This is a genomic window from Peribacillus suis (assembly GCF_059384845.1).
The window spans coordinates 2,865,663-2,892,022 of sequence record NZ_CM182019.1 but is presented as its reverse complement, the minus strand read 5'-3'; the positions used below and the strand labels follow the sequence as shown (position 1 = coordinate 2,892,022).

Annotated in this window: 20 protein-coding genes and 1 other annotated feature; of the genes, 14 read left to right on the top strand and 6 right to left on the bottom strand. The window is 40.8% G+C overall.

Going from position 1 to position 26,360, the window contains the following annotated elements; all coding sequences use genetic code 11:
• Nucleotides 1-24 precede the first annotated feature (24 nt).
• Nucleotides 25-177, bottom strand: a complete 153-nt coding sequence (locus AC503W_RS14110) for a YszA family small membrane protein (RefSeq protein WP_402875862.1) — start codon at nt 175-177, stop codon at nt 25-27.
• A gap of 276 nt (nt 178-453) precedes the next feature.
• Nucleotides 454-681: a binding site (T-box leader), on the top strand.
• A 43-nt stretch (nt 682-724) separates the two neighbouring features.
• On the opposite strand from AC503W_RS14110, the gene AC503W_RS14105 reads away from it, so the two are divergent.
• Entirely contained in the window at nt 725-3,376 is a 2,652-nt protein-coding gene (locus AC503W_RS14105) for a valine--tRNA ligase (RefSeq protein WP_402958145.1), read from the top strand.
• Between the two features lie 54 nt (nt 3,377-3,430).
• Here the strand turns inward: AC503W_RS14105 and AC503W_RS14100 are convergent, their stop codons facing one another.
• Both AC503W_RS14100 and AC503W_RS14095 read right to left on the bottom strand, forming a co-directional pair.
• Complete coding sequence (locus AC503W_RS14100) at nt 3,431-4,276, bottom strand: ATP-grasp domain-containing protein (protein ID WP_402958147.1); 846 nt, start codon at nt 4,274-4,276, stop codon at nt 3,431-3,433.
• The gene (locus tag AC503W_RS14095; protein ID WP_402958150.1) at nt 4,273-5,184 is read right to left on the bottom strand and encodes an ATP-grasp domain-containing protein; all 912 of its coding nucleotides are present in this window, start codon (nt 5,182-5,184) and stop codon (nt 4,273-4,275) included. Before AC503W_RS14095 ends, AC503W_RS14100 begins: the two co-directional genes overlap by 4 nt.
• Before the next feature lie 99 nt (nt 5,185-5,283).
• Here AC503W_RS14095 and AC503W_RS14090 point away from each other — a divergent pair, with 99 nt between their 5' ends.
• The 4 genes from AC503W_RS14090 to AC503W_RS14075 all read left to right on the top strand — a co-directional run bounded on the left by AC503W_RS14090 (nt 5,284) and on the right by AC503W_RS14075 (nt 13,235).
• Nucleotides 5,284-6,570, top strand: coding sequence for a bifunctional folylpolyglutamate synthase/dihydrofolate synthase (locus tag AC503W_RS14090; protein WP_494914616.1), 1,287 nt, complete (start codon nt 5,284-5,286; stop codon nt 6,568-6,570).
• A 220-nt stretch (nt 6,571-6,790) separates the two neighbouring features.
• Entirely contained in the window at nt 6,791-8,509 is a 1,719-nt protein-coding gene (locus AC503W_RS14085) for a sensor domain-containing diguanylate cyclase (protein ID WP_494914614.1), read from the top strand.
• 248 nt (nt 8,510-8,757) lie between these two features.
• Nucleotides 8,758-12,258 (top strand): DUF5057 domain-containing protein, encoded by a 3,501-nt coding sequence (locus AC503W_RS14080; RefSeq protein WP_494914612.1) that lies wholly within the window; start codon nt 8,758-8,760, stop codon nt 12,256-12,258.
• A gap of 59 nt (nt 12,259-12,317) precedes the next feature.
• Nucleotides 12,318-13,235 (top strand): ankyrin repeat domain-containing protein, encoded by a 918-nt coding sequence (locus AC503W_RS14075; RefSeq protein WP_494914610.1) that lies wholly within the window; start codon nt 12,318-12,320, stop codon nt 13,233-13,235.
• Between the two features lie 18 nt (nt 13,236-13,253).
• Here AC503W_RS14075 and AC503W_RS14070 read toward each other — a convergent pair whose 3' ends face one another.
• Genes AC503W_RS14070 through AC503W_RS14060 form a run of 3 tightly spaced genes read right to left on the bottom strand, consistent with a single transcriptional unit; the run spans nt 13,254 to nt 16,018 of the window.
• A complete protein-coding gene (locus AC503W_RS14070) occupies nt 13,254-14,897 on the bottom strand; it encodes a hypothetical protein (protein WP_494914608.1) in 1,644 nt (547 codons plus the stop codon).
• Between the two features lie 12 nt (nt 14,898-14,909).
• On the bottom strand, nt 14,910-15,572 hold the full coding sequence (locus AC503W_RS14065) for a PilW family protein (protein WP_494914606.1): 663 nt from the start codon (nt 15,570-15,572) through the stop codon (nt 14,910-14,912).
• On the bottom strand, nt 15,527-16,018 hold the full coding sequence (locus AC503W_RS14060; RefSeq protein WP_494914604.1) for a type II secretion system protein: 492 nt from the start codon (nt 16,016-16,018) through the stop codon (nt 15,527-15,529). Before AC503W_RS14060 ends, AC503W_RS14065 begins: the two co-directional genes overlap by 46 nt.
• 123 nt (nt 16,019-16,141) lie before the next feature.
• On the opposite strand from AC503W_RS14060, the gene AC503W_RS14055 reads away from it, so the two are divergent.
• The 9 genes from AC503W_RS14055 to pilM all read left to right on the top strand — a co-directional run bounded on the left by AC503W_RS14055 (nt 16,142) and on the right by pilM (nt 26,360).
• On the top strand, nt 16,142-17,842 hold the full coding sequence (locus AC503W_RS14055; protein WP_494914602.1) for a hypothetical protein: 1,701 nt from the start codon (nt 16,142-16,144) through the stop codon (nt 17,840-17,842).
• A 33-nt stretch (nt 17,843-17,875) separates the two neighbouring features.
• The gene (locus tag AC503W_RS14050) at nt 17,876-18,613 is read left to right on the top strand and encodes a PRC-barrel domain-containing protein (protein WP_402875820.1); all 738 of its coding nucleotides are present in this window, start codon (nt 17,876-17,878) and stop codon (nt 18,611-18,613) included.
• A gap of 17 nt (nt 18,614-18,630) precedes the next feature.
• Nucleotides 18,631-20,067: a VanW family protein gene (locus AC503W_RS14045; RefSeq protein WP_494914600.1), complete on the top strand. Its 1,437-nt coding sequence runs from the start codon at nt 18,631-18,633 to the stop codon at nt 20,065-20,067.
• An 18-nt stretch (nt 20,068-20,085) separates the two neighbouring features.
• Nucleotides 20,086-21,744: a GspE/PulE family protein gene (locus AC503W_RS14040; RefSeq protein WP_402986462.1), complete on the top strand. Its 1,659-nt coding sequence runs from the start codon at nt 20,086-20,088 to the stop codon at nt 21,742-21,744.
• 10 nt (nt 21,745-21,754) lie between these two features.
• Nucleotides 21,755-22,795 carry a type IV pilus twitching motility protein PilT gene (locus tag AC503W_RS14035; RefSeq protein ID WP_402958171.1) on the top strand — a complete coding sequence of 347 codons (1,041 nt, stop codon included), beginning with the start codon at nt 21,755-21,757 and terminating at the stop codon, nt 22,793-22,795.
• Nucleotides 22,796-24,007: a type II secretion system F family protein gene (locus AC503W_RS14030; RefSeq protein ID WP_494914591.1), complete on the top strand. Its 1,212-nt coding sequence runs from the start codon at nt 22,796-22,798 to the stop codon at nt 24,005-24,007.
• Nucleotides 24,008-24,120: 113 nt separating this feature from the next.
• Complete coding sequence (locus AC503W_RS14025) at nt 24,121-24,585, top strand: prepilin-type N-terminal cleavage/methylation domain-containing protein (protein ID WP_494914589.1); 465 nt, start codon at nt 24,121-24,123, stop codon at nt 24,583-24,585.
• 2 nt (nt 24,586-24,587) lie between these two features.
• Nucleotides 24,588-25,337, top strand: coding sequence for a prepilin peptidase (locus tag AC503W_RS14020; RefSeq protein WP_494914587.1), 750 nt, complete (start codon nt 24,588-24,590; stop codon nt 25,335-25,337).
• A 24-nt stretch (nt 25,338-25,361) separates the two neighbouring features.
• The gene (gene pilM, locus AC503W_RS14015; RefSeq protein WP_494914586.1) at nt 25,362-26,360 is read left to right on the top strand and encodes a type IV pilus biogenesis protein PilM; all 999 of its coding nucleotides are present in this window, start codon (nt 25,362-25,364) and stop codon (nt 26,358-26,360) included.

Below are 26,360 nucleotides of genomic sequence, written 5' to 3'. Positions count from 1 at the left end.
TATTTTTTTGTTGTAGGGGAATAATTATATCCATTCTAAATATAAAGACATGGCTAAGAAAATAAAGGCGACCAACAGGAGCATATCGAAGAAAGTTGGAAATATTAATGTACGTATTCCTTGAAAAACAATAAAGGGGACAATGAATTGCTGACAAACACCGCGGAACTTTTTCATCCAAGGTGGCAACGTATAAGGTGAGTATTTTCGTCTCAAGATTGCACCTTCCTTTGTAGGACTTCTTTTATTGTATGGGAGGGCTGCGAAACATGTGAGAAATGCGGAACATCATGAAACGTTGATGGTATAATAGGAAGATCGTTCTGTTCTTGTGAGCCTCCCTTAGTGAATAGGGCTATACTTACGAAAGTAAACGAAAAGATGATTGACTCGACCCCCCTTTTTTTTGTACTATATACTATATGCAATTAATGATTTTACATATGAATATAAATGAATGTAAAGACCGGAAATAGTAAGATGAAATGCCCTTTTCAGAGAGGAAACCATTGGTGCGAGGTTTCTAAGCAGGCAGCATCAGAAGTCGTCCGCGAGCAGTCTTCGTGAATAGTTAGTAGCGAAGGCCGGTGAAGAGCCGTTATCCGATTTGAGAGCCGAGAAAAGATTTCTTTCTTTTTCGGAAAAAAGGTGGCACCGCGAACAACTTCCTTCGTCCTTTTATGATGATGGAAGTTTTTTTTATGCCCAAAAGGAGGAAAACAACATGGAAGAAAACCAAATTTCGATGCCAACAAAATATGATCCGCAAACGATAGAGAAAGGCCGTTATAAATGGTGGCTTGATGGGAAGTACTTTGAAACAACAGGTGATGATAAAAAAGAACCGTATACAATCGTCATCCCTCCACCAAACGTAACAGGTAAGCTACATCTTGGTCATGCTTGGGATACAACACTACAAGATATCTTGACACGTATGAAGCGTATGCAAGGATATGACGTGCTATGGCTTCCTGGTATGGACCATGCCGGTATCGCAACACAGGCGAAAGTGGAACAAAAGCTTCGTGCTGAAGGCGTTAGCCGCTATGACCTAGGTCGTGAGAAATTCGTGGAAGAAACATGGAAATGGAAAGAGGAATATGCAAGCCATATCCGTGAACAATGGGCAAAACTTGGTCTTGGCCTTGACTATACCCGCGAACGCTTCACGCTTGATGAAGGTCTTTCTAAAGCGGTCAATGAAGTATTCGTTACCCTTTATAAAAAAGGATTGATTTATCGTGGCGAATATATCATTAACTGGGACCCATCGACGAAAACGGCCATTTCTGATATCGAAGTAATCTACAAAGATATTCAAGGTGCATTCTATCATATGAAATACCCGCTAGTTGACGGATCGGGAGAAATTGAAATTGCGACAACCCGTCCAGAAACGATGCTTGGTGATACGGCAGTTGCGGTACATCCTAAAGATGACCGTTACAAGCATTTAATCGGGAAAATGGTTCGTCTGCCAATCACAGGTCGTGAAATTCCGATCGTTGGCGATGATTATGTGGATATGGATTTCGGTTCGGGTGCCGTTAAAATTACACCGGCTCATGACCCTAATGACTTTGAAATCGGAAACCGTCATAATCTAGAACGCATCCTTGTCATGCATGAAGATGGTTCGATGAATGAGAAGGCCGGTAAATATGAAGGAATGGACCGTTTCGAATGCCGTAAGCAAATCGTCAAAGACTTGCAAGAAGCTGGAGTACTCTTCAAAATTGAAGACCACCTTCACTCTGTCGGCCATTCAGAGCGTAGCGGAGCAGTTGTAGAACCATATCTTTCTACTCAATGGTTCGTTAAAATGCAGCCTCTTGCTGATGCATCGGTTGACCTTCAAAAGAAATCCGAGGATGAAAAGGTCAACTTCGTTCCTGATCGTTTCGAGAAAACATATCTGCACTGGATGGAAAATATCCGCGATTGGTGTATTTCCCGTCAACTTTGGTGGGGTCACCGCATCCCGGCCTGGTACCATAAAGAAACAGGCGAGGTATACGTGGGACAGGAAGCACCTGCTGATGCACAGAACTGGGAACAAGATACAGACGTCCTGGACACGTGGTTCAGCTCCGCACTATGGCCGTTCTCGACTATGGGCTGGCCGGACAAGGAAAGCATCGATTTCAAACGTTACTATCCGACCGGAGCACTTGTAACAGGATATGATATCATTTTCTTCTGGGTATCACGGATGATTTTCCAAGCGCTTGAATTTACGGGAGAGCGCCCATTCGAAGACGTTCTGATCCATGGTCTTGTTCGTGATGAACAGGGACGCAAGATGAGTAAATCGCTTGGCAATGGTGTCGATCCAATGGATGTCATCGACCAATATGGTGCAGATTCGCTACGTTACTTCCTTTCAACAGGAAGCTCACCAGGGCAAGATCTTCGTTACAGCACGGAAAAAGTGGAAGCGGTATGGAATTTCTCCAATAAGATCTGGAATGCCTCCCGTTTTGCCTTAATGAACATGAATGGCATGACGTATGATGAAATCGATTTAAGCGGTGAAAAGTCCGTTGCTGATAAATGGATCCTTACTCGATTGAATGAAACGATTTCAAACGTAACAAGACTTGCGGACCGTTATGAATTCGGTGAAGTGGGTCGCGTGCTTTATAATTTCATTTGGGATGATTTCTGTGACTGGTATATTGAAATGGCTAAACTTCCGCTATATGGCGAAGACGAAGCGGCGAAGAAAACGACTCGTTCGATTCTTGCATACGTGCTAGATAACACGATGAGATTGCTTCACCCATTCATGCCGTTCATAACGGAAGAAATTTGGCAAAACCTTCCGCACCAAGGCGAATCAATCACGGTTGCTGCATGGCCTGAAGTGAAGGAAGAGTTAACGGATACAGCTGCAGCGGAGGAAATGAAACTGCTTGTTGAAATCATCCGTTCAGTTCGGAATATCCGTTCTGAAGTCAACACGCCTTTAAGCAAAAAAATCAACTTGATTCTAAAAGCAAAAGATGAGTCCATTTTAGAAACATTAGAAAAAAACAGCAGCTATATCGAGCGCTTCTGTAATCCTGAACAATTGACAATCGGCATCGATGTCGAAGAACCAGCACAAGCCATGACAGCTGTGGTTACGGGTGTTGAACTGATCCTTCCACTAACAGGACTGATTAATATCGACGAAGAAGTGAAACGTCTTGAAAAGGAACTCGACAAACTTAATAAAGAAGTAGAACGCGTACAGAAAAAACTAGGCAACGAAGGCTTCGTCAAAAAAGCACCAGCAAGCGTCATTGAAGAAGAACGTGCCAAAGAAAAAGACTATAGTGAGAAACGTGATTCTGTCATTCATAGAATCAATGAATTGAAACAGCTTTAAAAAAACAAAAAAGGATGAACCGGCTATGTAAGAAGCTGGTTCATCCTTTTTTGTTTACTTAACCGATAGTTTCTCTTTTATAAACAATAAATACTCTTTTACAATATTAAGATTGCTGAGCGCACTTAACGTTCTGCTTCCCACTACATCTTCAATTTCATTGAGCATGAGGCTGCCATCTTCGGCGAAAATGAAATCGATCCCGACCATGCCAAAGTCAAAGGCAGCGATTACCCGTTCTACAAGTGTCCGTTCGGCAGCTGACAGCTCATATAACGAAGCAGATCCGCCTAACGTGTAATTGGCCTTGAAGTTAGAAGAGGACTCTCTAAGGACAGCTGCAATGATTCTGTTCCCAATGACAAAGACACGGATATCCTTTCCGAATACACCCGGTTTTTGAACGATCCATTTTGCGTTAGGCAGTTCTCTCAAGTCTTTTTCATGTTCAATCAAGTAAACCTGTTTTCCACCACGTCCATGAACGTCTTTCGCAATGAATGGTAATTCCATATCGCTTGTTGAGGGATTACCATAGCAATAAACTGTATCTGACATTGGAATGCCGATAGAAGTCACATATTGATGCGTCTTTGCTTTGTCATTCACGATTTCCGAGATGAAAGAAGAGTTGAAGCATGTGATATGTAGCCTTTCCAATTGTTTGGTGAAGAAAGGATCGATGGTCCGGACTATCGCAAAATCAGGCAAATCTATCGGTTCGTGCTTATGTACGACATACAATTGATTCGAACGGTGGCCGATTTGTAGGTGGTCGCGATAATATAAACGCAAATCTAGGTCGAGACTTTTGGCCTCTTCCAGCATCCAATCTATGTATCCCCTGTTTTTTGCGGCATCTTCTTGGTTATAAATCAGCCAGCCTGTATGCTTTTTCATTGGAATCCCTTTCTTTCGAATGCATCCATCACATAATCAAACATGCTGTCAGCAATATTAATGCCCGTACATTCGCAAATATTAAGCAAGTGCGAGTTCGAGTTCACTTCACATAATAGCGGGCCATCTTCTCCGAACAGCAAATCTACCCCGGCAAAATCCGCACCCAATAGAGTAGCGCAACGGATGGCAAGATCACTTTCTGCCTTGGTGGGTGTGTAGGGGAAGGCTGTTCCACCAGCTGTCATGTTTGCTCGGAAATCATGCTCGGACTTCCGTTGCATGGAAGCGATGACTTGATTGCCGACGACATTGACACGGATATCCCGGCCTTTACTATGCTCAATGAATTCCTGCATAATAAAAGGCCGGTGCCCAAGCTTTTTCACCGTTTCCATAAATTCATCCTCCGTAGGAATTAAATACACCTGTTCCCCGAATGAACCGTATGCTTCTTTTACAACGAGGGGGTAGCCAAGCTCATTGCCGATTTTTTTGAATGCATCTAGGTTCTTTCTTTCTATTCCTTCATAAGTAAACGGGGGAAACAGGGTTTTTGGCATCGGGATGCCGTGACCCGCTAAAGCTTGATGCGTTTTGGCCTTGCTATCGCATATATCGATGGCCGAGCTGCTGTTATATACGGGTAGGCCGAGCAGTTCCAGATGGCGTGCCAAATGAATATCCTTATCCATAAACAGGACGAAATCTGGTAATTTTCCATCAGTTCCTTTTAGATACGGGATTCCCTTTTCAATAACGGGAACCAGGTCGGAATTTCGGACAAGTGTTGCCGATATCCCTTTTCTTTCAGCGGACTCTTGTATGAATAAAGCCAAGCTAGAAAACTTTTCATGTTGCAAATAGCCGTTGACGACAATCCAACAATGGAGTGAAGAAGATTTCATGGTCAATCACTACCTTTCATCTAGGTAAATCGTTAATATATTGATAAAATAATTCTAACGCATAAGAGCGGTATAAAGAAAGAGGAGGCTTATCGATAAATGGTAACGGACATGAATGAAATCAACCGATTTTTTGAAGAAAGACAGGTCCAATTAGGTATGAACTTTGGCTTGTCACGAATGGAAACATTATTAGCTAAATTAGGAAACCCCCATGTAGGGCTTAAATACATACATATTGCAGGGTCCAATGGCAAAGGTTCTACGCTCCAATTCATAAAGGAAATCCTTTTGGCTGAAGGGCTACGGGTGGCTTCTTTCACATCCCCATACTTAATTCGACTGAATGAGCAGGTAAAGATAAACCGGGAGGAAATCAGCGATGAGGACTTTGTCTCTGGATTTCAAGAACTGTGGCCAATCGTACAAGAGATGGATGGTGAAGGAAATGGACCCACTCAATTTGAAATCCTGACAGCGATGGCTTTTTCTTATTTTAGCAAAAAAGGCACGGATTTGGTTTTACTGGAAACGGGACTTGGGGGAAGGCTCGATACCACCAATGTCGTCCAGCCACTTCTTTCCATCATCACCTCCATTTCTTTGGAGCATACGAATATCCTCGGTAATACGCTTGGAGAAATTGCTTTTGAGAAGGCAGGGATCATTAAAAAAGGGGCACCCATCATCAGTGGAGTGACGACAGAGGAACCAGCAAAGGTGATAGAAGATAAAGCACGTTCCATGGACGTTCCCTATTATCAAATCGATAAAGACGTTCATGTACATGGCATTAAGCAAGATGAACTCGGCCAAAGCTTCTCTTTTTCATTCAAGGATATCACCATCGAAAATATAGCGGTAAAGATGCTAGGGCGCCATCAAATCTATAATGCTGCACTGGGCATCGCAGCTGCTACAATTGTAAGAGAGGACATCCGTGAACAAAGCATTCGGAAGGGGATAGGGGAAGCACAGTGGAATGGCCGTTTTGAGATAATTTCAAATGAACCGTTGATCATCATTGATGGGGCGCATAATCCAGCCGGTATTGAGGTGCTGCTTGACACGTTAAAGACACGCTATCCGAATCATCGTTACCGGTTTATATTCAGTTCGTTTCGTGATAAGGATTATGCTACGATGCTTCAGCTACTCGACACGGAAGCAAGTCAAATAACGGTTACTGAATTCGAACATGAACGGGCAGCGAACGCGGAAGTGCTTTATGAACATTGTTCTAAGGAGAAACGGGAATTGGAGAAGGATTGGCAGAAAGCGATCATAACCGGCAAACAAAGAACAAACGCACGAGAAGTACTGGTCATCACGGGTTCCCTCTATTTTCTTTCTCTTGTCCGGAAATTTGTATACAGTGTTGAGTGATCATCAGCATGTGCCACTTATTGCAGCCATTTTTTCTATCATATTTAGCTTTATACCCATTTGTCTTTTAAGACAGAAGGGTTTTTTTAGGTTCCAAAACCAAATAAACAAGACTTTTAACCTACTAGTTTTAAAGTTTTTTAATTTGGGTATAGTGCTAAAGTAACTGATTACTGGTATGATTGATGTGTCAAGATACTCATGGGGATGGGGAGAATAAATGATTATTTCTAGTACAAAAAGAATGGCTGTCTATGCGTTGTGGTTTCTTATTATACCCGCTGGTTTAGTCGGGACTTTTCATGTATTTCCGCCAATCACGAGTGGGAATACGGGAGACATTGTTGCTTTTCTCGTACTCATCAGTGTGTTGGCCTCGATGCCAATTATGATTAATAATATCACAATTATACAAGGTGTTTCGCTCGCGGTCTTTCTTGTGTTCGGACTAGCTATTGAAATCCTGGTCACACAGGTTGCCTTCATGTTCATTATAGTCAGGCTTCGATTAGCCAAAAAGGATTGGTATCGTTTTCCGCTTAATTCCATCACGTCATTTATCTTTTGCCTATTAAGTGGGCTGGTCTATTATGGTTTAGGTGGAGATCATGATTTCACTTCCGGTATTGATGCTTTTGACATTCTGTTGATTCTCGTTTATCAATGTTCCTATTTTTTATTCAATCAGTTAGCGGTCATCGTCGCACATTCATTGCTGTATGGAAAAAAGCTGGAGATGAAAACAAAGGATACTTTCTGGGACGGTTTCTCAAGCCTCATGACCATGCCAATCGGGGTTATTTTATTTATTTTATATATCGAAATGGGGACCCTGGCCATTTTGCTCGTAGGGGCGGCTTTGATTAGTTTGGCTTTTATCATGAAACAATACTATTTTACTAAGGAAATAAACAGGCATTTAAAAAAGGTGAGTGAATTTGGTCATCAGTTGACTCGAAGGCTACAGGCGAACGAGGTACTGGATCTATTTATTGATGGTAGTTCAGCAATCATCCCTTCCAAGTACACGCTGGTCTTCGAGATATTCGATGAAAAAGAAAACGCCCAGATATTACGATATGCAGAAAATGGCGTACAAATAGAAAAAAGGATTCAACCTGTTTCCATAAAAGAAGGAATTTATGCAACCCTTTTTCAATTGAAAAAAGCAAAGGTCTTTCATTCTAAAAAGGAATGGAAGCATCTGTCCAATTATGGGAATTTTCCAGAAGACGTGGAAAGCCTCATGGCCATTCCTATTCTTCGAAACTCCGTTGTGGCTGGAGTAATCATTGTTACCTCTTCCAAGAAGAGGGCGTATGGAACGCATCAAACGAAGATTATGGACATTCTCTCCTCCTACCTATGGGTGGCTCTTGAAAATGCTCGCCATTATCAAAAAACGAAATATAGCAGTGAACGATGCGCATTAACTCATTTATATAACTTTCGGTATTTTGAATGTGTGTTACATAAGGAATTCGAACGTTTACAAAACCATTCAATCAATCAGTTGTCGCTGATCCTTCTTGATATTGACCATTTTAAATCGGTAAACGATACATATGGGCATCAAAGCGGTAACGAAATCCTATGTGAATTGGCAGAACGTCTGGAGGGCATTGTTGGTCATTTAGGGGTAACAGCAAGGTACGGTGGAGAGGAATTCGTCATCCTCTTACCCAATGTTGGAAAAGAAGAAGTCTATCAATTCGCAGAATTCATCAGACTCTCGATTGCCAACAAACCCTTCACCGTCCATTCGGATTTAAATGAAAATAGACGGGAAGAGTCCATTTCCATTACAGCAAGCATCGGGGTCGCAACAGCACCGGTCGATGCCGAAGATGCCCAATCGATAATCAGGCACGCTGACCGTGCCATGTATACAGGCGCAAAACAAGCTGGGAGAAATAAAGTGGCAGTATATGGAGGGTAAAAAGGCAGGATTCCTTGGAGTCTTGTCTTTTTCTATAAGGGTTATTTTACCAATATTAAAAATTAATGGATTTATTGCCCGTTCTTATGCATTTTTTGATAAAATATGCTTAAGTAATAAGACTATATAACTAATAATGGTATAAGCAATCAATAGAGAGAAATATATATACTTACATTACCAGGAACTGAACTGCTTCGTATAAGGCAGAGGAGAGATAAATTATAAATGAGAGTGATGTGTAAATTATGAAAAAATCAGTGGGGTTAGTCGTGTCATTGGTGTTAATTTTTTCGTTTCTATTTCTACCTAAACCTTTAGAAGCAGCTGTTCAAACGTCTGGTCCTAAATTGAGAATCCTTGAGATAATTGCAACGGGGGAATCTTCACAATTAAAGAGTATCCTGGGTAATGACTATGAGTATACCTTAATGACGATGAAGAAGTTTGTCGCACAGCGGGAAGAGCTGGATGGCAAATATGATGTTATTGCGATTATGGAGGGGAATTATACTTCTGACCCTGTAAGTGGGGATAATCATAATACAAAAGGTGTAATGAATGACATAACGAATTTAAAAGCAAATGAAATCATTAATGATTTCATTAATAAAGGACAACCTGTCATCCTACATACCAAAAGTCTAACGACTGGTTCTAAAATAAAAGCGAAGTTTAGCAATCAAAATCTATTAAGTAAAAATAATGTCATCAACTATGATAGTACTAGTACCAATTCAAGCGGAAGCTTTTGGGATCGCTGGAACGAATTCTGGTATGGAAGTGGAAAAAATAATAATGAAAGTACACAAACAGATAAAGATAATATGAAAAAGGCTTTTAATGATTTTCTTAAAGGAGATAAGTACAAGCAATCCCCACGCTTTACATTAACTAAAGCCCCTGATAAGGAGAAGACATATCAGCCAAAAGAGGACATGGAATTCACGATGAATGTAGTCGTTCCTTCGGATATCAACTCGAGGAGCCTAAAAGCCAAGCTATATATCGATTCCAATTTTGACGACAAATATACGACAGACGAAATTGTATTGGAAGAGAACATTACTTCGAAATCAACAAACCTTTCTTTTAAACTACCAAATGGTTATTCAGGGGTACGTTATTGGAAAATGGAGCTTGTGGATTCCGGTAATAACTTAAAGAGTTATGAAAAAGGGATGATTAAGTTCGTTGACAAAAAAGTGGAAGTAAAAGTGCTCCAAGTCTACACCAATGAAAAAAGTTCGTTAAAAAGGAATAGCAACCCGAATAATATGAATCAATCCTATTTAAATAGTAACGAATATAGTATCTCAATTGACGCAACGAGCATGGACACTTTTAATAAGTCAAAAAAAGAAGAAACGAGTTATTCGCATGAGGTCATCAATGGAAAATATGACATGGTCATCTTTGGATTTGCCGATTCTTATAATAGATCGGCGAATATAAATACAAATGCAGTGGCTTCATTGAAAAGGTTTATTGCTTCTAAACAAAGCATCATGTTTACCCACGATACCATTTTTGAAAATAATAACAATTGGGTAAAAAATTTCATGAATGATACAGGACAAATCAGTCCTCAGACGAATCTTGGATATGGTGCACCCAATACTTCGAGAACGACGAAAAGAATCAATGATGGTTTAATGACAACCTATCCATATGCTTTGAAAAATGAATTATCAGTGGCATTAACCCATAATCAGTATTACACGCTTGACTTGGAGGATCCAGAAATAATTCCTTGGTATAATATCACTGGAAACAGTAGGGATGAAAATGATAGCTGGAATCATTATTATACCTACTCGAAAGGGAACATTACGTACTCTGGAACAGGTCATAAGGGGGGAAGTGATAGCTTCCCTGATGATGAGCAAAAGTTATTCGTTAACACGATGTACAGAGCGTTCCTAGGGTCGAATCATGCACCGGAGATTACGATCCATACACCGAAGGATAATCAAGTTATCCCTTCCAATCAAAACATCGCATTATCTTATACACTTCAAGACTATGATTTAAAGGATAAAAAAGTGTCTACAAAGGTCTTCATGAATGGAAAGGAAATAACTTCAGAAGCTAAGAGCAATATCACTAATGGTTCGACGATCAATACTTCGATACCTCATAATCTACCAAATGGTGGCGATGTGACGATTAAGGTTCAAGCAACAGATGCCTCTGGTGCAGTCAGCGAAAAAGAAGTGAAAGTTAAAGTGCAAAAAATTAATGCTAATCTCGAGGTAAGTAGAAACTTAAAATCGAATAGCTTAGTAGAAGTCGGTAAACCTGTAACGATTGAATATACAGTTACTCCGAGAAACATTACCGGTACTGAGGCTCAGGCCATTTTTGGAGAATCAGTAACTGTAGGTTCCATAAAATTAATAGAAACATTCCCAGGCGGCCTTGAGATTATTAGTGATGGTGCAAAAACTGGATCTACAGCAACGGGGATAACACTAGAAAAGACAGTGAATAATATTACTTACACAAAAGAAGGAAATCTATTCAAAGCGGACCCTATTACATTTGAAGTGCAGGTTGTACCAACAGAGCAAAGACAGTATACATTGGCTAATTCTATATTAAGATATAAGGATTTAACTAATATCCAAAAGGATTTAACCTTTAATACACTATCTTTCAATGCAAATATAGCATTAACAGGAATTGACTTTCCTAATTCGTACTTATTAAGTAAAGATACAGAAAAGAACTTCTTGATTGATTTGAAGCTGCTCCCTGCCGATTCAGGGATTAAGAGTATTTTATGGCATGAAGAAAGCCAAGGGCAGATATTACATTTAGACTCTGATCTTGGAACGGCCAAAGTCCTAAAAGAAGGCGATACATTTTTAAATGTGACAGTTACGGACGTTTTCGGAAATGTTTTTGAAAAGAGAGTTCCTGTGACAGTAAGAATTCCTGTAAACTCATTTACTATGACAGATCTTACATTAGATGTGGGTGAGACCTTACCGTTACCGATTACCGATGTCTTACCTGAAGATAAGGGAAAGTCGAGCTTAGAAATAAAAGTAGACCATGCTGACATAGCTAGTGTTAATAAAGAGAAATTCACCATTACAGGATTAAAGACAGGTAAAACAACCATGACTGTAACAGGCATTGATTCAAATGGTAATCTAGTAGAACATACTTCGATTATTACGGTGAGAAAGGTACCCGTAACAGGTATTGAAGTGGATCGGTCCTCGGTTACCATGAATAAATTTGATGTAGTTAATGATATTCGAGTAATTATCGTTCCAAGTAACGCAACCGATAAAACAGTAGAGTGGAAATCACTTGATGAGAGTATTGTTGGAGTGGTGGAAAATGGAAAAATAAAAGGGGTCAGTACCGGGACTGCAAACATAGAAATTATTTCAAAATCAAATCCTGAGGTAAAGGCAACAATTAAGGTTCAAGTAGGCCAACCTCTTGAGGGAATTAGGGTGCCAGAGATAACGCTACAAAAAGGTACTTCACAACCCATTATCGTTCACCATAGTCCAGCAGATGCGACAAACGTGGATAGAACGGATTTCTCTCCTTTAAAGAATGATTATATAACCATATCTAATGGAGTCGTTCATGGAGTGAGGGTAGGGAAAACTGAAATTACTGTTACGGTGACCGATGATACTGGGAAAAAGTATAACGCTATCGTTAAGGTTACCGTTACACCAAAAAAAGAAGAAGGTTCAAATGACAATCAAGATAAATACTGATCGTTTATCAAGCCGGGGCAACCCGGTTTTCGTTTATATTAAACGGGAAAGGACATCTTATGAAAAAAAGAATCATACTCATCAGTTCAATGGTTTTAACTATATTAATTGTGGCTGGTGGAGTGTATCAATACAAGACTGCTAAAGCGGAGAAGAAAGAACAGTACGAATCGTTGCTTTTCTATATAAAATCAGGCGAAGAAGAAAAAGCGGAAAAGCTGTTAAAGAATAATAAGACGAAGGCATTCATCAATAAAGAATCGGAAGAAGGGGAGACCCCATTGGAATGCGCCTTACACATGCAACTTTATTCTTTATCTAGGACACTTTTAGAACAAGGGGCAGATGTGAGTCCAAAAGCGGATAACCCTCTATTCATCCAGCTTGCTTATTCTTTAGATCATTACCAGCAGATGCAAGTCGAAGAAAAGCAGAAAGTTAAAAATGAGATGTTTAAAGTGGCGCTGAAAAAAGCTGAAGCAAAGCTAAAAGAAAAGGATGAACAAGGAAACACGGCCCTCCATATCGTTTCCCTAAAAGGGGATGATGTACTAGCACGACTTTTTATAAAGTATGGGGCTAACCCTGGAATCAAAAATAAAGCAGGAGAAACTCCGCTCATGCTTGCCGTTCAGGAAGGGAATGTCGAAGCTAGTCAAGCGTTGATAGAAAGCGATAAAGAACTAACAAAGATACAGGATCATGAAAAGAATACTTTACTAACTATAGCGGTGATTGGTGGTAGAACGGATATAGTGAAGCTGCTTACTCGTACAGAGGCGATTCCGGTTGATAGCAAAAATGAGCTGGGTAAGACAGCCCTTATGTATGCCAGCGAGTTCGGAGAGAAAGAACAAGTCCAATTATTACTCGACGCCAAAGCGGATAAATCAATAAAAAGCAAAGAGGGAAAGACTGCCTATGATTACGCTAAAGAGTGGGACCATAAAGGGATTATGAAACTATTGAAAAAATAAAACAGGGAGCTCCCTGTTTTATTTTTCTTTATTCAGCTTATCGGGTATGACATCCAATCCTTCCACCTTTGGAAGGGCATGCGTCTTATTTAGAAAAAGCCTTTTGTTGTTTTTTATGGTCAACCTTGACTCGGCGTCTTCTTTTACTGCAGGAAAGCTTAAATCGCCATCGCCCTTATCATCTTCTACGTCTCCACGATAACTATTGACAGTTAGATAGCTCTTCGAAAAGACTCCGCCATTAATATTCAGAAGGGATCCCAATGCATAAATCTCAGAAGGGGTTTGGTATTCTATATCGGAATTCTCTTTGGCTACACATTCAGAAGCAAAGCGATTTTCACAGGCAGACTGGCTTTCTGTATAAAAATAACCATTGATCGTATTGGTTTCATTTTGAAATTTATTTATCCGCGCAATGCTAAGCTTCCCTTGTGTCATTAAGATCAACGACGAATCATCTGGTTGATCTCCACATTTGTTTTTGTAACAAGGAATATCTGCATTATTTAGGGTAGTAGAACCAAGTACATAGATGACGGAATCAAAACTTACTTTCCCTTTAATCGTCAAGTCACCTGTAATTAAGATATTGCCTTTAACATCCATAGATTCCAATAAGGAGTTTTCAATCGTTGCATTACCGGAAATGACTAGCCATTGCTTGTCCCCAAGCTCGATATCGAAGCTGTCTATATAGGCGTCGCCGGAGTGAATAATCGGCGATATTGTACCATACTCCGATAAATCATCGAATCTGACTTTTTCATTTTTAGGGTAATCTTTTTGATTAATGGATTGATTCAAATCTTCAATCGACATATCAATATCTAGACCCGAAATACCAATACTACTAGATGATAGTTTATCAATAAACGTTTCTTTTATATCAATCTCATTGAAAGTGTCATCTACATCATTGAAAAGGATGTTTCCAGAAAGAAAAGCGTCTTTCAATGTGGGAACATTCAATCGCTGCCATCTCAACTCTTCTTTGTCATGTCCTGCTCCACCATAGCACGAGGGGGCCGATATACAAATGTTCATCCCTTGCCGATTCGCATGTAGTTCACTATAATCTTCAACGGCCGGCAAGTCGGTCTTCCTTGAAAGCAGGGAGGATCTAAACATATACAAAGCTTGATTACTGATATTAAATTGCTCTTTTGCGTAGATATTTCCATCAATATAGGGAGAACCATTAATGGTCAAATCTTTGCCGGCACCAAGAGCATACTTTAGAAAGCTTGGCATCGCCGTAATGTAGACCTTTTGATGATATTTGCCGCTGCTTACTTCAAATACTCTCGTGTTATCATGTTGGTTATCAATCGTTGGATAATTTTTCGTTAAATCTTCTATTGTGAAAATACCTTTCAAGTTTTCCTCGTTTATGAATGTTGCTAAATCGTTATTGTATTCAGACTTACTACCAGAAAGGAGAGGTGTTTCCATTGTATTCACATGTTCCTCAATAATCGAAACCCCCTCTTTTACGGCACTTATATCATCGATATCCTCCACGATTTCTGTTTCCCTTATTTCCGTTCTCTTTGCTCCATTAATGCTCGCAGCAAGAAGTACCATGCCAAGCGTGGTCAGAATCAAAAAAGAAAGCAACACGGATAAAAGGGTATATCCTTCTTCATTATTCCATTTCATGAATTTCACTCCTTAAAATCCAAACGAGCTTTCTAATATAAGTGGTTCGGTCGTAACAAAGAACCCTTTGGCATGAATATTATTTTCAATGACCATCGTGACATGAATCGTACCATGCGTACATAAGATCCCTGAGGTCCCTGAGGTGCCCATGGTGCAGTCGGGACTATCCGCATCGAGTGTAATGCCCGTTTTCTTTTCCGTTTGTGTACCTTCGTTTATGTCGATAAAAGAGGAAGTGGAAAGATCAAGAGTGGTCAACACGCCTTTATTATCGATGATGAACTGGCTATCTTTAAAATAAATATCCACTGGTTCCGTTCCCTTGCTATCTTCTATGATGAATCCATCTACCGTTTTCTCTTCTTGTACGTTCAACGTAACGCCGTTTTTTTCATCTTCATTAAGAGGGGTAACATATTTAGGCTGGTTGGTTGTCAGTTCATTCATAATCATGGTGGCGATATAATCCGCATCTTCTCTAAGCTGGCCTTCAATTTGGATTTTTTGATAGAGGCTAAGGCCGGTGATGAATAGTGAATAGATAACGCCTGTGATGAAGGTTGTAATGGTTACGGCAAGTAAAATTTCTAACAGGCTCAGGCCATTCTCGTTCGAGAGAGATTTTTTTACTTTTTCAAAAGGCCGGTGACAGCTGTTTCTTTGTCTGCCCAAACCACCTTCACCTCGATTCTAATCAAATTCTTATTAAGATCATAGCCTGTATCTTTCACTGCTACATTTTCATATTTTTTAAGGGTAATTTCTGTATCATATTTGTAATTATTTATGGTAGGTTGCAAGATTTCGGAACAGCTTGTTGTATAGAGGGAAGGGCGAGTGTTGCAGTCTGGTAGAGATATATTGATGCCTTCTGAGTCTAGTGAGGCGATTCCATATTGTTTATAAAGTTCATTAAACTCAAGTTGGTCAAAGTAATTGATCACATTTCTCGCAACATTTATTCCGACTGTCTTACTCTGGTTCCTTTTTGTATAATCATAGGATTGTGTAAAGAAGGTCATTACCGTTATGGTGATAATTCCTAATATAGCGATAGAAGCAAGTACTTCAACGAGGGTGAATCCCTTTTGATTTTTCGAAAAAATATTTTCTTCCATACTTTTCCCTTCTTTCAAAATATCTATAAGTATTATACAATATTTTTAGGATTTATTACCCAAATTAAGGAGCTATTTTCGAAAAACGGAAAATATATAATAAAATAGTATAGGAGTGATTTATTGGAGACAATCGTATTTGCTGGAATATCCCTCGTTTTATTGATTCCGATTGTTTATGTTTTACCATTGTCCCTTACTTTCAAGGGAAAGCTGGTCATAATCGGGGGTGCTGTTGCGGTTTCACTGGCGGGTCTAGTTGTGGCAAATAACTATCCTCTTTGGCAGGCTTTATTACTTTTGACTTTGTTGTTATTTTTGGCTTTATTCCTTATCGGTAAAAAAATCGAGCCATTAATGCTCTCGAATCAAGAAGAAGCGTCGGACTTCTATGAACGGTATAACGATTCTGCCGTTTTGATTGAAACGTCGAGAGATCGTGCTTCGTTATCCAAAATAGAAGAGTCAGAGGCGGAACAGAAAGAAAAAATGGGATTTGAGAGCAGCGAGCATCATGTTGCGGTATCTGAGGAACGCGTTCAGGAAACGGAGGAAGAGCAAGAATTCGCTGATGATGAGATCGTTGTTTTTGAGGCAGAGTTTTTGGATACGAGAACGGATGATTTAGAAGAAGTTGAAAGTATTTCAGAAATAGAAGTCCCGGTAAAAAGTGAAATAAGTGATATTGAAAAATTACTAGAAGAAGACTTCATGGAGCCGGTGACTGAAGAAACAGAAAGTATCCCAGAAATAGAAGTCCCGGTAAAAAGTGAAATAAATGATATTGAAAGATTACTAGAAGAAGACTTGATGGAGCCGGTGACCGAAGAAACAGAAAGTATTCCAGAAATAGAAGTACCGGCAAAAAGGGAAATAAGTGATATTGAAAAATTATTAGAAGAAGACTTGATGGAGCCGGTGACCGAAGAAACACAAAGTATCCCAGAAATTGAAATGCCGGTAAAAGGTGAAATAAGTGATATTGAAAGATTACTAGAAGAAGACTTGATGGAGCCGGTAACTGAAGAAACAGAAAGTATCCCAGAAATAGAAATGCCGATGAAAAACGATTTAAGCGAGATTGAAAAGCTACTTGATGATGAGTATGTGGAGCTGGAGATTGACGAAGAGAGTGACCCTATTCATCTAGAAGAGATGGAAGAACTGGCTGTATTACCTGAAGAACGCGAGTGGGTAACGGAAGTAATAGAGCCGGAAAATGACACAGAAACTATCGAAGTGAATACTGCGGAAGAGAAACTGGATTTCCATGGTTACTTAGAATCAAATGGTTTAGGGGAAAATCCCGAAGAGCCTGGAACTCTTGAAAATACGTCCGATGAAACAGGTAGTGAAGATAGTCAGGAAATGAATGTGGAAGAACCAGATATTCAGTTAGAAGATTCTTTAGAACCGGAAAGCCTTCTAGAGATTCCTGAAGCGCTTGTCCTAGAAATAGATAAAGCAAAAGAAGAGCAAGAGTCGTCGTCAGTCATTGCTAAGCCTGAAGAAACAACTCTTGAGAGTCCAACAGAACATGTCAGCGAATTGCAACAACAGATGTTTCAAACGATGGTTTCCCATATTCAAATCGCACAGCATCAGTTGAATGATAGCGAGTTCGAGCAACTGGTTATGAGCCATTTGCATCCGGAAATACCGGATCAACAGTATTACATATTTGCATCATTTTTAATTCAAACGTATATCACAGCGAAAAAGACGGAAAAGCTTCGTGAATTGATCGTGCAGTTAAAGGAAAAGTTCAGCGCGCACCCAATTCTTCTAGAAGAGTTAGCATTCATGGAAAACCGTTTTTGTTAAGATGAAAAATCAGAAGATAGGTATGGTGAAAATATGAAAAAAAGTACAGAAATTTTAGGCTTGCCCATTATCAGCATTTCAGAAGGTATGGAAATTGGAAAGGTGAAATCATTAGTGATCAATCCTGAAAAAGGCTCACTAGACTTTATCACAATCGAACATGAAGATTGGCAGGTTAGTGTAAGGGCCATTCCCTTCAAAAAAGTAATAGGGATTGGGGAATACGCTTTAACGATCGAAACCGAAAACTCTGTCATCGATTTAAATGAAATCCCGATTGCGAATCAGCTCGTGAATAAAAAAATCAAGATTACCGATGCCAAAGTGATGACCCGAAAAGGTGAATTATTAGGAAGCGTCCGCGAGTATTTTACGGATGAAGATAACGGTCAAGTCATCGGGATGCAGGTGAAAGTCGGGGATCATGAAGTAATTCTCCCATCTGAAACTGTTTTGACGTTTGGCAAGGACATTTTGATCGTGACGGAAGATGCTTCATCCCGCTTCCTCGAGCAGGCGGAACAGTTGATGGGTGAACAAGTCCCTGAGGCAGAAGTAGCTGCTGGCGAAGAAAACCCCAATGGGGAAGCTGATTTAAGGAATAAGCAAATTGAATTGCTTCAAGGAAAGCGATTGGTGAATAATGTTACGGGCCTAGACGGAAAAGTCCTTTTCTCGGAAGGTCGCGTTCTTTCGAAAGAGGATATTATTAACGCACAATCGGCGGGTCCGAGTGTATTGGTCGGGCTTTCCATGAATGTTGAAGCATAAAAAGGAGTTGCCTTTATGTGAAGAATCCACAAATGCTGAAAATTTTTCTGGTCTTTATTTTATCAACCGCATATATTTTTAGTTTTTCGCATTTTGGAGCGTCGGCTTACAATCAGATTTTCAAAGATTCAGCACAATTTGGTGAGAACACGACGATTGGGAGCCTGGATATAGAGGGTCAAAGTAAGCGGGAAGTAAGTACGCTACTGAGTGAGGCAACTGAAAAGTGGACGCAGAATACGGTCTTGGGCATTACTTATAAGGAAGGTCAAATGACCGTAGATAATGGGATTTTCAATTTTCAAAGGGAAAAGACGGTTGTTTCTTTGCTTTCAGGCAAGAAAAATAAAGCAGTCGTCTCGGTCGACAAAGATTCTTTGCTAGAAGATTTATATGACATGTCCTTATCACTTGCATCTACTACGTTGGACATAGATAGACTTGCCAATGACCTGGCGGTAAGTGCGGAGTTCTTAACGGAAGGGACCAAAACCCTTGAGCTGGAAAACTACATCGATGGAGATGTGGGCGAGGACGAGGTAATTGCTGAGGCTACGGTGAATGTAGGAGACGCTGCAACTGCCATTAAGGAATTGATTCCCTTGATACAGCCGTTGGAAGTGAAAGGGGAAACTCAATTTTCTCTTTTGCAGAAAATGTCGGAGCTTGAAGGAAAGAAATATAACTCAGACACATTGAGCCGGTTGGCGACAGCGATTTATGGTGTGGTCCTGCCGACTAACTTTACGATTCTTGAGCGGAATATCAGTGATCAACTTCCTGGTTATGCCAAATTGGGATTTGAGGCACATATCGATTCTGAAAATGGCCATGATCTGGTTTTTGCCAATACGAATGATCATGCATACCGGGTTGAACTTCAGGTAGAAGGAAAGAAATTAAAGGCGACATTAAAGGGGCAATCTTTCCTGAATTCCTATGAGGTAAAGACGAATGATGAAAAAAGGTACACGCCGAAAACGATTAAACAGTATAGTGATGAGTTGGCCCCTGCTGCCATGCAGGTGAAAAAGGATGGCAAAGACGGTATAACAGTCAAGGTTCTTCGTCGCATCGAGTCCTCTGCGGGAGATCTTCTGGAGACGGAAACCGTATCTGAAGATTTCTATGCACCGATTCATCGAATTGAAGTATATGGATTGGAACTCAAAGTCATTCCACCTCCTTCTGATTCTAATAATGAAGATGCCTCTGATGCGGAGGATGAGAGCACGGAAAAAGACGATCAAGGGATTGACGAAGACACTGAGCAGGATCAGGGGGAAACAGAGAATGAATCGCCCGAAGATGCCAGTGGGAATAGCGATAGGAAAGAAAACAATAAGGACATCGAAAAAGGTAAACAAGATCGTGATCAAGTTAAGGGTGATAGTATCCAGGAAGCGGGTGGATACCCCAAATATGTGGAAGATCCCAACGTTCCCCAAAAATAAGGTAAAGCAGGGATAAATATGGCTCAAACCCGAAAAAGGCTTGGAGACTTATTGGTGGAAGCTGGTTTGATCTCTGAGGACCAGCTGCAAATTGCCTTGGAAGAAAAAAGTAAGTCACAAAAGCTTGGTGATGTATTGCTGCAAAAAGGGTATATCACGGAGCAACAGTTGATTGAAGTATTGGAATTTCAATTAGGTATCCCCCATGTGAGCTTATATCGGTACCCGTTCGATTCGAATATCTTCAGTTTGATTTCGGAGGATATGGCTAAGCGGAACTTAATGATTCCTTTGAAAAAAGAAGGCGAAAAACTATATGTCGCCATGGCTGACCCGATGGACTTTTATGCCATCGATGATCTACGGCTCTCAACCGGTTTTCAAATCGAACCAGCCATAGCGACAAAAGATGATATTTTGCGTGCGATTGCTAAACATTACACGGATGAAGACGGACTAGAAGAATTGATGGTTACCCTTAATCGCGATGTAAATAATCAAGAGGAAACAGTCGATCAGGATTCACCGGTCGTACGACTTGTCAATCAGTTGCTTTCGAATGCCGTGACGCATAAGGCAAGTGATATTCATATTGATCCCCAGGAAAAGAAATTGGTCGTCAGGTATCGCGTGGATGGTGTATTACGGTTGGAAAAGGTGTTACCCAAGAATATGCAAAACGTTTTAATTGCCAGAATCAAAATCATGGCGAAATTGGACATTACCGAACATAGAGTTCCACAAGATGGCCGGATTAAAGTGAACCTCGGTCATCATCCTGTCGATCTACGGGTGTCGACTCTTCCCACAGTCTTTGGGGAAAAAATCGTCTTGCGGATTCTTGATTTAGGCAATAAGTTGAATGATTTGAAACAACTTGGATTCAATAAATTGAACCTACAGCGATTTGAATCCATGATTGCCCAGCCAAATGGAATTGTCCTGATTACAGGTCCGACTGGATCAGGGAAATCTTCGACCTTATATGCGGCCTTAAATCAGCTGAATACCGAGGAAGTCAATATCATTACGATTGAAGATCCTGTTGAGTTTCAGCTTGAAGGTGTGAACCAGATTCAAGTCAATACGAATGTCGGCATGACGTTTGCAACCGGTCTACGTTCCATCCTACGACAAGATCCAAACATCATCATGGTGGGGGAAATCAGGGATAAGGACACGGTAGAGGTGGCCATCCGTGCATCCTTGACAGGACATCTAGTATTAAGCACGATCCATACGAATGATTCACTAGGAACGATCACTAGATTGATAGATATGGGCGTCGAACCTTTTTTGGTCGCTTCTTCCTTGAGCGGAATCATGGCGCAGCGATTAGTAAGAAAAGTGTGCCGGGATTGTGTCGAAAAACAGGAGCCGAGTAAGCGGGAAATCGATATTTTTGCAAAACGAGGCATGAAAATCGAAAGCATTAACCGGGGGCGCGGGTGTACGTCTTGTAATATGACTGGGTATAAAGGAAGGATTGCCCTTCAAGAAATATTGGTCATCAATGATGAGATGAGAAAACTGATCATGAATGGCGAGCCGCTTAACAAGCTCCGTGAAGTGGCCATGAAATATAAAACGATTTTCTTAATGGATGACGGCTTATTGAAAGTCAAACAAGGACTGACCACTACCGAGGAAATTCTTCGAGTAGCAGTTCTGGAATAGGGGTGTCAGTTTGAGAGCTAAAATTGATAGTTTACTAATGGCTGGCTTTGAACTAAAGGCATCTGACATTCATATAACGGTGGGTGTGCCACCAGTTATGCGCTTGAATGGTGAGTTGAAGAAATACGGAAAAGAACTGTTGCTTCCATCCGATACGGAAGGGATGGCTAAAGCGATTATCCCCGAAGAGATGTGGGAGCAATTTAAAGAACATGGTGAACTGGATTTTTCTTACGGCATTCCTGGGATTTCCAGATTTCGAATCAACACGTATATGCAAAGGTCCTGCGTGGCGTTGGCCGTCCGAATCGTGCCGACAAGAATTCCTACTTTAGATGAACTGCAGTTACCGTCCATTTTAAAGAAAATCGTCGAAAAACCCCAAGGCCTTGTCCTTTTGACGGGACCAACGGGAAGCGGAAAGTCAACAACACTCGCGTCCATGATTCAATATATGAATCAGACGATGCGTAAGCATATCATAACCTTGGAAGATCCCATCGAATATTTGCATAAGCATCAAAATTGCATCATTGACCAACGTGAAGTGGGTTTCGACACGAATAATTTCGCAAATGGGCTGAGAGCCGCTCTAAGGCAGGATCCCGATACGATTCTAGTAGGGGAAATGCGAGATTTAGAGACCATCCAGACGGCGATTACAGCAGCCGAAACGGGTCATTTGGTGTTTGGGACATTACATACATCGAGTGCCCCGACGACAATCGACCGGATCATAGATGTCTTTGAACCGGCACAGCAACCTCAGGTTCGAATCCAGCTTGCTAACGTCCTTGTTTCCATCATCTCGCAACGCTTGATTCCGACCGTCGATAAAAAAGGCAGGAAAGCAGCAACCGAGATTCTAGTCAATAATGCAGCTGTGGCCAATTTGATCAGAAATGAAAAAATCCATCAAATCGTCAATGTTATGCAGACTTCCAAGGCACAAGGCATGCATACCCTTGAAAGCAGCATTAAGGAACTATTGGCAGAAGGCGTCATATCCAAAGAAAGCGCCCATGCATTTTTACAGGACAAGGTGGAGTAAATGGCTAGGTTCAAATATTCAGGTCGGAATAAATCAGGGAAAAAGGCGGGGGTAGTCACCGCCGATACAAAGCGTGAGGCAATGGAGAAATTAAAGCTGGAAGGCATTCGGGTCATCGAAATGACCTTGGTACCAGAAACGTTTTTTACAAGGGACCTTTCCATAGGAAACCCGGTAAAACTGCAGCATTTTGTTATCTTTATCCGTCAATTCTCCACACTGCTGCAATCAGGGGTCACGGTCGTCGATGCAACGAGCATTTTATCTCAACAGACGGAGAGCAAGCCTTTAAGCAAAGCGCTTGAAAGCATCGAACAGGATTTGCAGGAGGGGAAGGCACTCTCTGAAGCAAGTGCCAAGCATAAAAAAATCTTTTCGACGATGTATATCAATATGGTCAAGGCTGGGGAAGCTGGTGGTAATCTGGATAGTACCTTGGACCGGCTGGCCGATCATTTTGAAAAGCAACAGGCAACGAGGCAGAAAATCACATCAGCCATGGCCTATCCAGTTGTGGTCGCCTTTGTAGCATTTTTCGTGGTCATCTTTTTATTAACGTCCGTTGTGCCAACATTTGCTGATATGTTCAGCGATTTTGGTGGCGAATTACCGGCCATAACCCGCTTTGTTTTAGGGGCGAGCGGGTTCATGCAGAAAGCCTGGTACCTTGTCATCTTGGTTGTACTCTTGATTGTCTTTGCGATTATGTCTGTGAAGAAAAATCCGAAGACGAAATACTATTATGATTTTGCAATGCTAAGAATGCCCCTATTCGGAAAGATGATGCAAAAAGCAGTATTGGCAAGAATGACGCGGACCCTCAGTTCCCTGTTCAGTAGCTCGGTACCGATTTTACAGGCGATGAAAATCGTCGAACAGGTTGTTGAAAATGAAGTGGTCGGCCGTGTCATCCGGGAATCACATGATTCCTTGGAGCGGGGCCAGTCAATCACGGACCCGATGAAAAAACATTGGGCGTTCCCACCATTGATCACCCAGATGATATCGATTGGCGAAAAAACAGGGGCCCTGGATGCGATGCTTGGGAAAGTGGCGGACTTCTACGAGAAGGAAGTAGAAGCAAGCACAGACCGCTTAAAGTCACTTATCGAGCCACTCATGATCGTCCTTCTTGCGGGAATTGTCGGAACGATCGTCATCTCCATCATGGTACCGATGTTTGAAATCTTCAATCAAGTGGACAATATGTAAAAAATGTAAGAATAATTACCCCTAAATGCTGTATTTTTCTAGAAATATATAGTAATCTAATAGAAAAGTAACAGTAAAGTAACGAAATGGTAATTGAGAAGAGGAGGATTTATATGAATTTTATTAAAAAACATTTGAAAAACGAACGCGGTCTTACCCTGATCGAGCTATTGGCGGTCGTCGTTATCCTGGGGATTATTGCAGCCATCGCTATTCCAAGCATTGGGGGATTGATCAATAACTCGAAGAAAGATGCACATATTGCCAATGCACAACAATTGGCAAGTGGTGCAAGGACAGCGGTTGCAGGTAATGATATAGAATTTAGTGGTACTATAACGATAACAGGAGAAATTACACTAACAGCTTTAAAAGCTAAAGGGTATATAGAAGATGTAGATAATCCTAGTGGAGGTAAATATGATGATGACAAAACAAAAGTAACTATTACAAAAGCTGCCGATACTGGAAATCTTACCTACGTTGTTACATTAGTGAAAGACAGCCATAATTACGTTAAAACAGATTCAAGAGCCAAAACACCAAGTCAATTAAAAAGAGATGACATTGACTTATAAAAATGACTACCTATCTCTTACTCTTCACCCTAGGTCTAACCCTAGGTTCATTCTATAACGTAGTCGGTTTAAGTGTACCGGCAAACAAGTCATTTACGAATCGGCGTTCAGCTTGTCCTTCTTGTGGACGAACCTTGTCGCCGTTTGAGTTAATACCGGTTGTTTCTTATGTGATACAAGGCGGGAAATGCCGTGGCTGTGAAGCCCGGATTTCCCCACTTTATCCGGTTGTTGAATTGCTGACAGGCATTTTGTTCGCTGTTGCTCCTTTGTTTCTAGGATGGACAAGTGAATTATGGGTGACCTGGGCATTGATCTCGTTATTGATGATCATCTTCGTTTCCGATATGGCTTATATGCTTATACCTGATAAGATCCTGCTTTTTTTTGCAGTGGTTTTTTTATTTTTACGAGTATTTTATCCACTATCCCCATGGTGGGATTCCATTATAGGCGCGGCCGTTGGCTTTGGCCTGCTGCTTTTGATTGCCGTTGCAAGTAAAGGTGGCATGGGTGGCGGCGATATCAAGCTTTTTGGTGTACTTGGCTTTGCACTAGGGCTGAAACTGGTGCTGTTATCATTTTTATTTGCCACATTCTATGGAGCGTTTCTTGGTATCATCGGGATTCTGACCGGCGTGGTCAAGAAGAAAACAGCAATCCCGTTTGGACCGTATATTGTATGTGGTACATTGACTGCTTATTTCTGGGGCGATTCCATTTTACAGTGGTATTTGAACTTTTTAAGATGAATTTAAAGTAAGGGGTATCTATCTATGGCTTTCTCTTTTTTTAGCGGAAAAAATCGAATAGTAAATTTAATCTTCAAAGATTATGTAATCCGGTATGTAGAGCTAAAGCAAATGGATCCACCTATCGTGCAAGCATATGGTGAACGGTATCTGCCGCCTGGAATCATTAAAGAAGGGAAAATCCTCGATTATGAAACGCTGCAGATGATTGTAGAGCAATGTGTTGAAGAATGGGAAATTTCGAAAAAACAAGTGCGCTTTTTAGTGCCGGACCCGTTTGTCGTGATTCGTAAAATGATGATTCCAAAAGAAATAAAAGAAGATGAGATCGAAGGGTTTTTATATTTGGAGCTGGGCACAAGCATTCATTTACCGTTTGAGGATCCGATTTTCGATACGGTATCCCTGGAGGATAATTCGGAAGGTAAGGAGATTCTCTTGTTTGCAGCTTCAGAAGAGCTGGTCTCGCAATATAGTGATTTGCTAGAAAGTACTAAACTAGAGCCTTTGGCTGCCGATATCGCTTCACTCGCAATCTATCGATTATGGGATGTATCTAGAGACTTGGATTCCAGCGAACAGCTCATGTTGTTAGAATTAGATGTGGTTTCGGTGACAGCGACCATTTTTGTTGAAGATAAACCGGTATTCATGCGTCATATTTTGCTTCCCGATGAGGTTTCCGAATGGGAAGTCGATCACTCATCAAGCAGCGGAGTGGAAACACTCGCTTATCAAGGTGACAGAGATATTTATTTTCAATCGCTCGAGGATACGTATGTAGAGATTGATCGATTGCTGACCTTTTATAAATATAATTTAAATAGTGGTCGGGACTCTGTTTCTACCATCTTAGTCACCGGAGATCATCCGTATCTTGAGGAGATTTCCGAAAAACTCTCAGACCATATGGATCTTCCTATCACAATCATAAATGAAAACATGGAAATGGTAATGGATGATGCTCCTTTATTGCAGCGATACCACTCTGCCGTTGGATTGGCCATCAAAGGGGTGAAATAA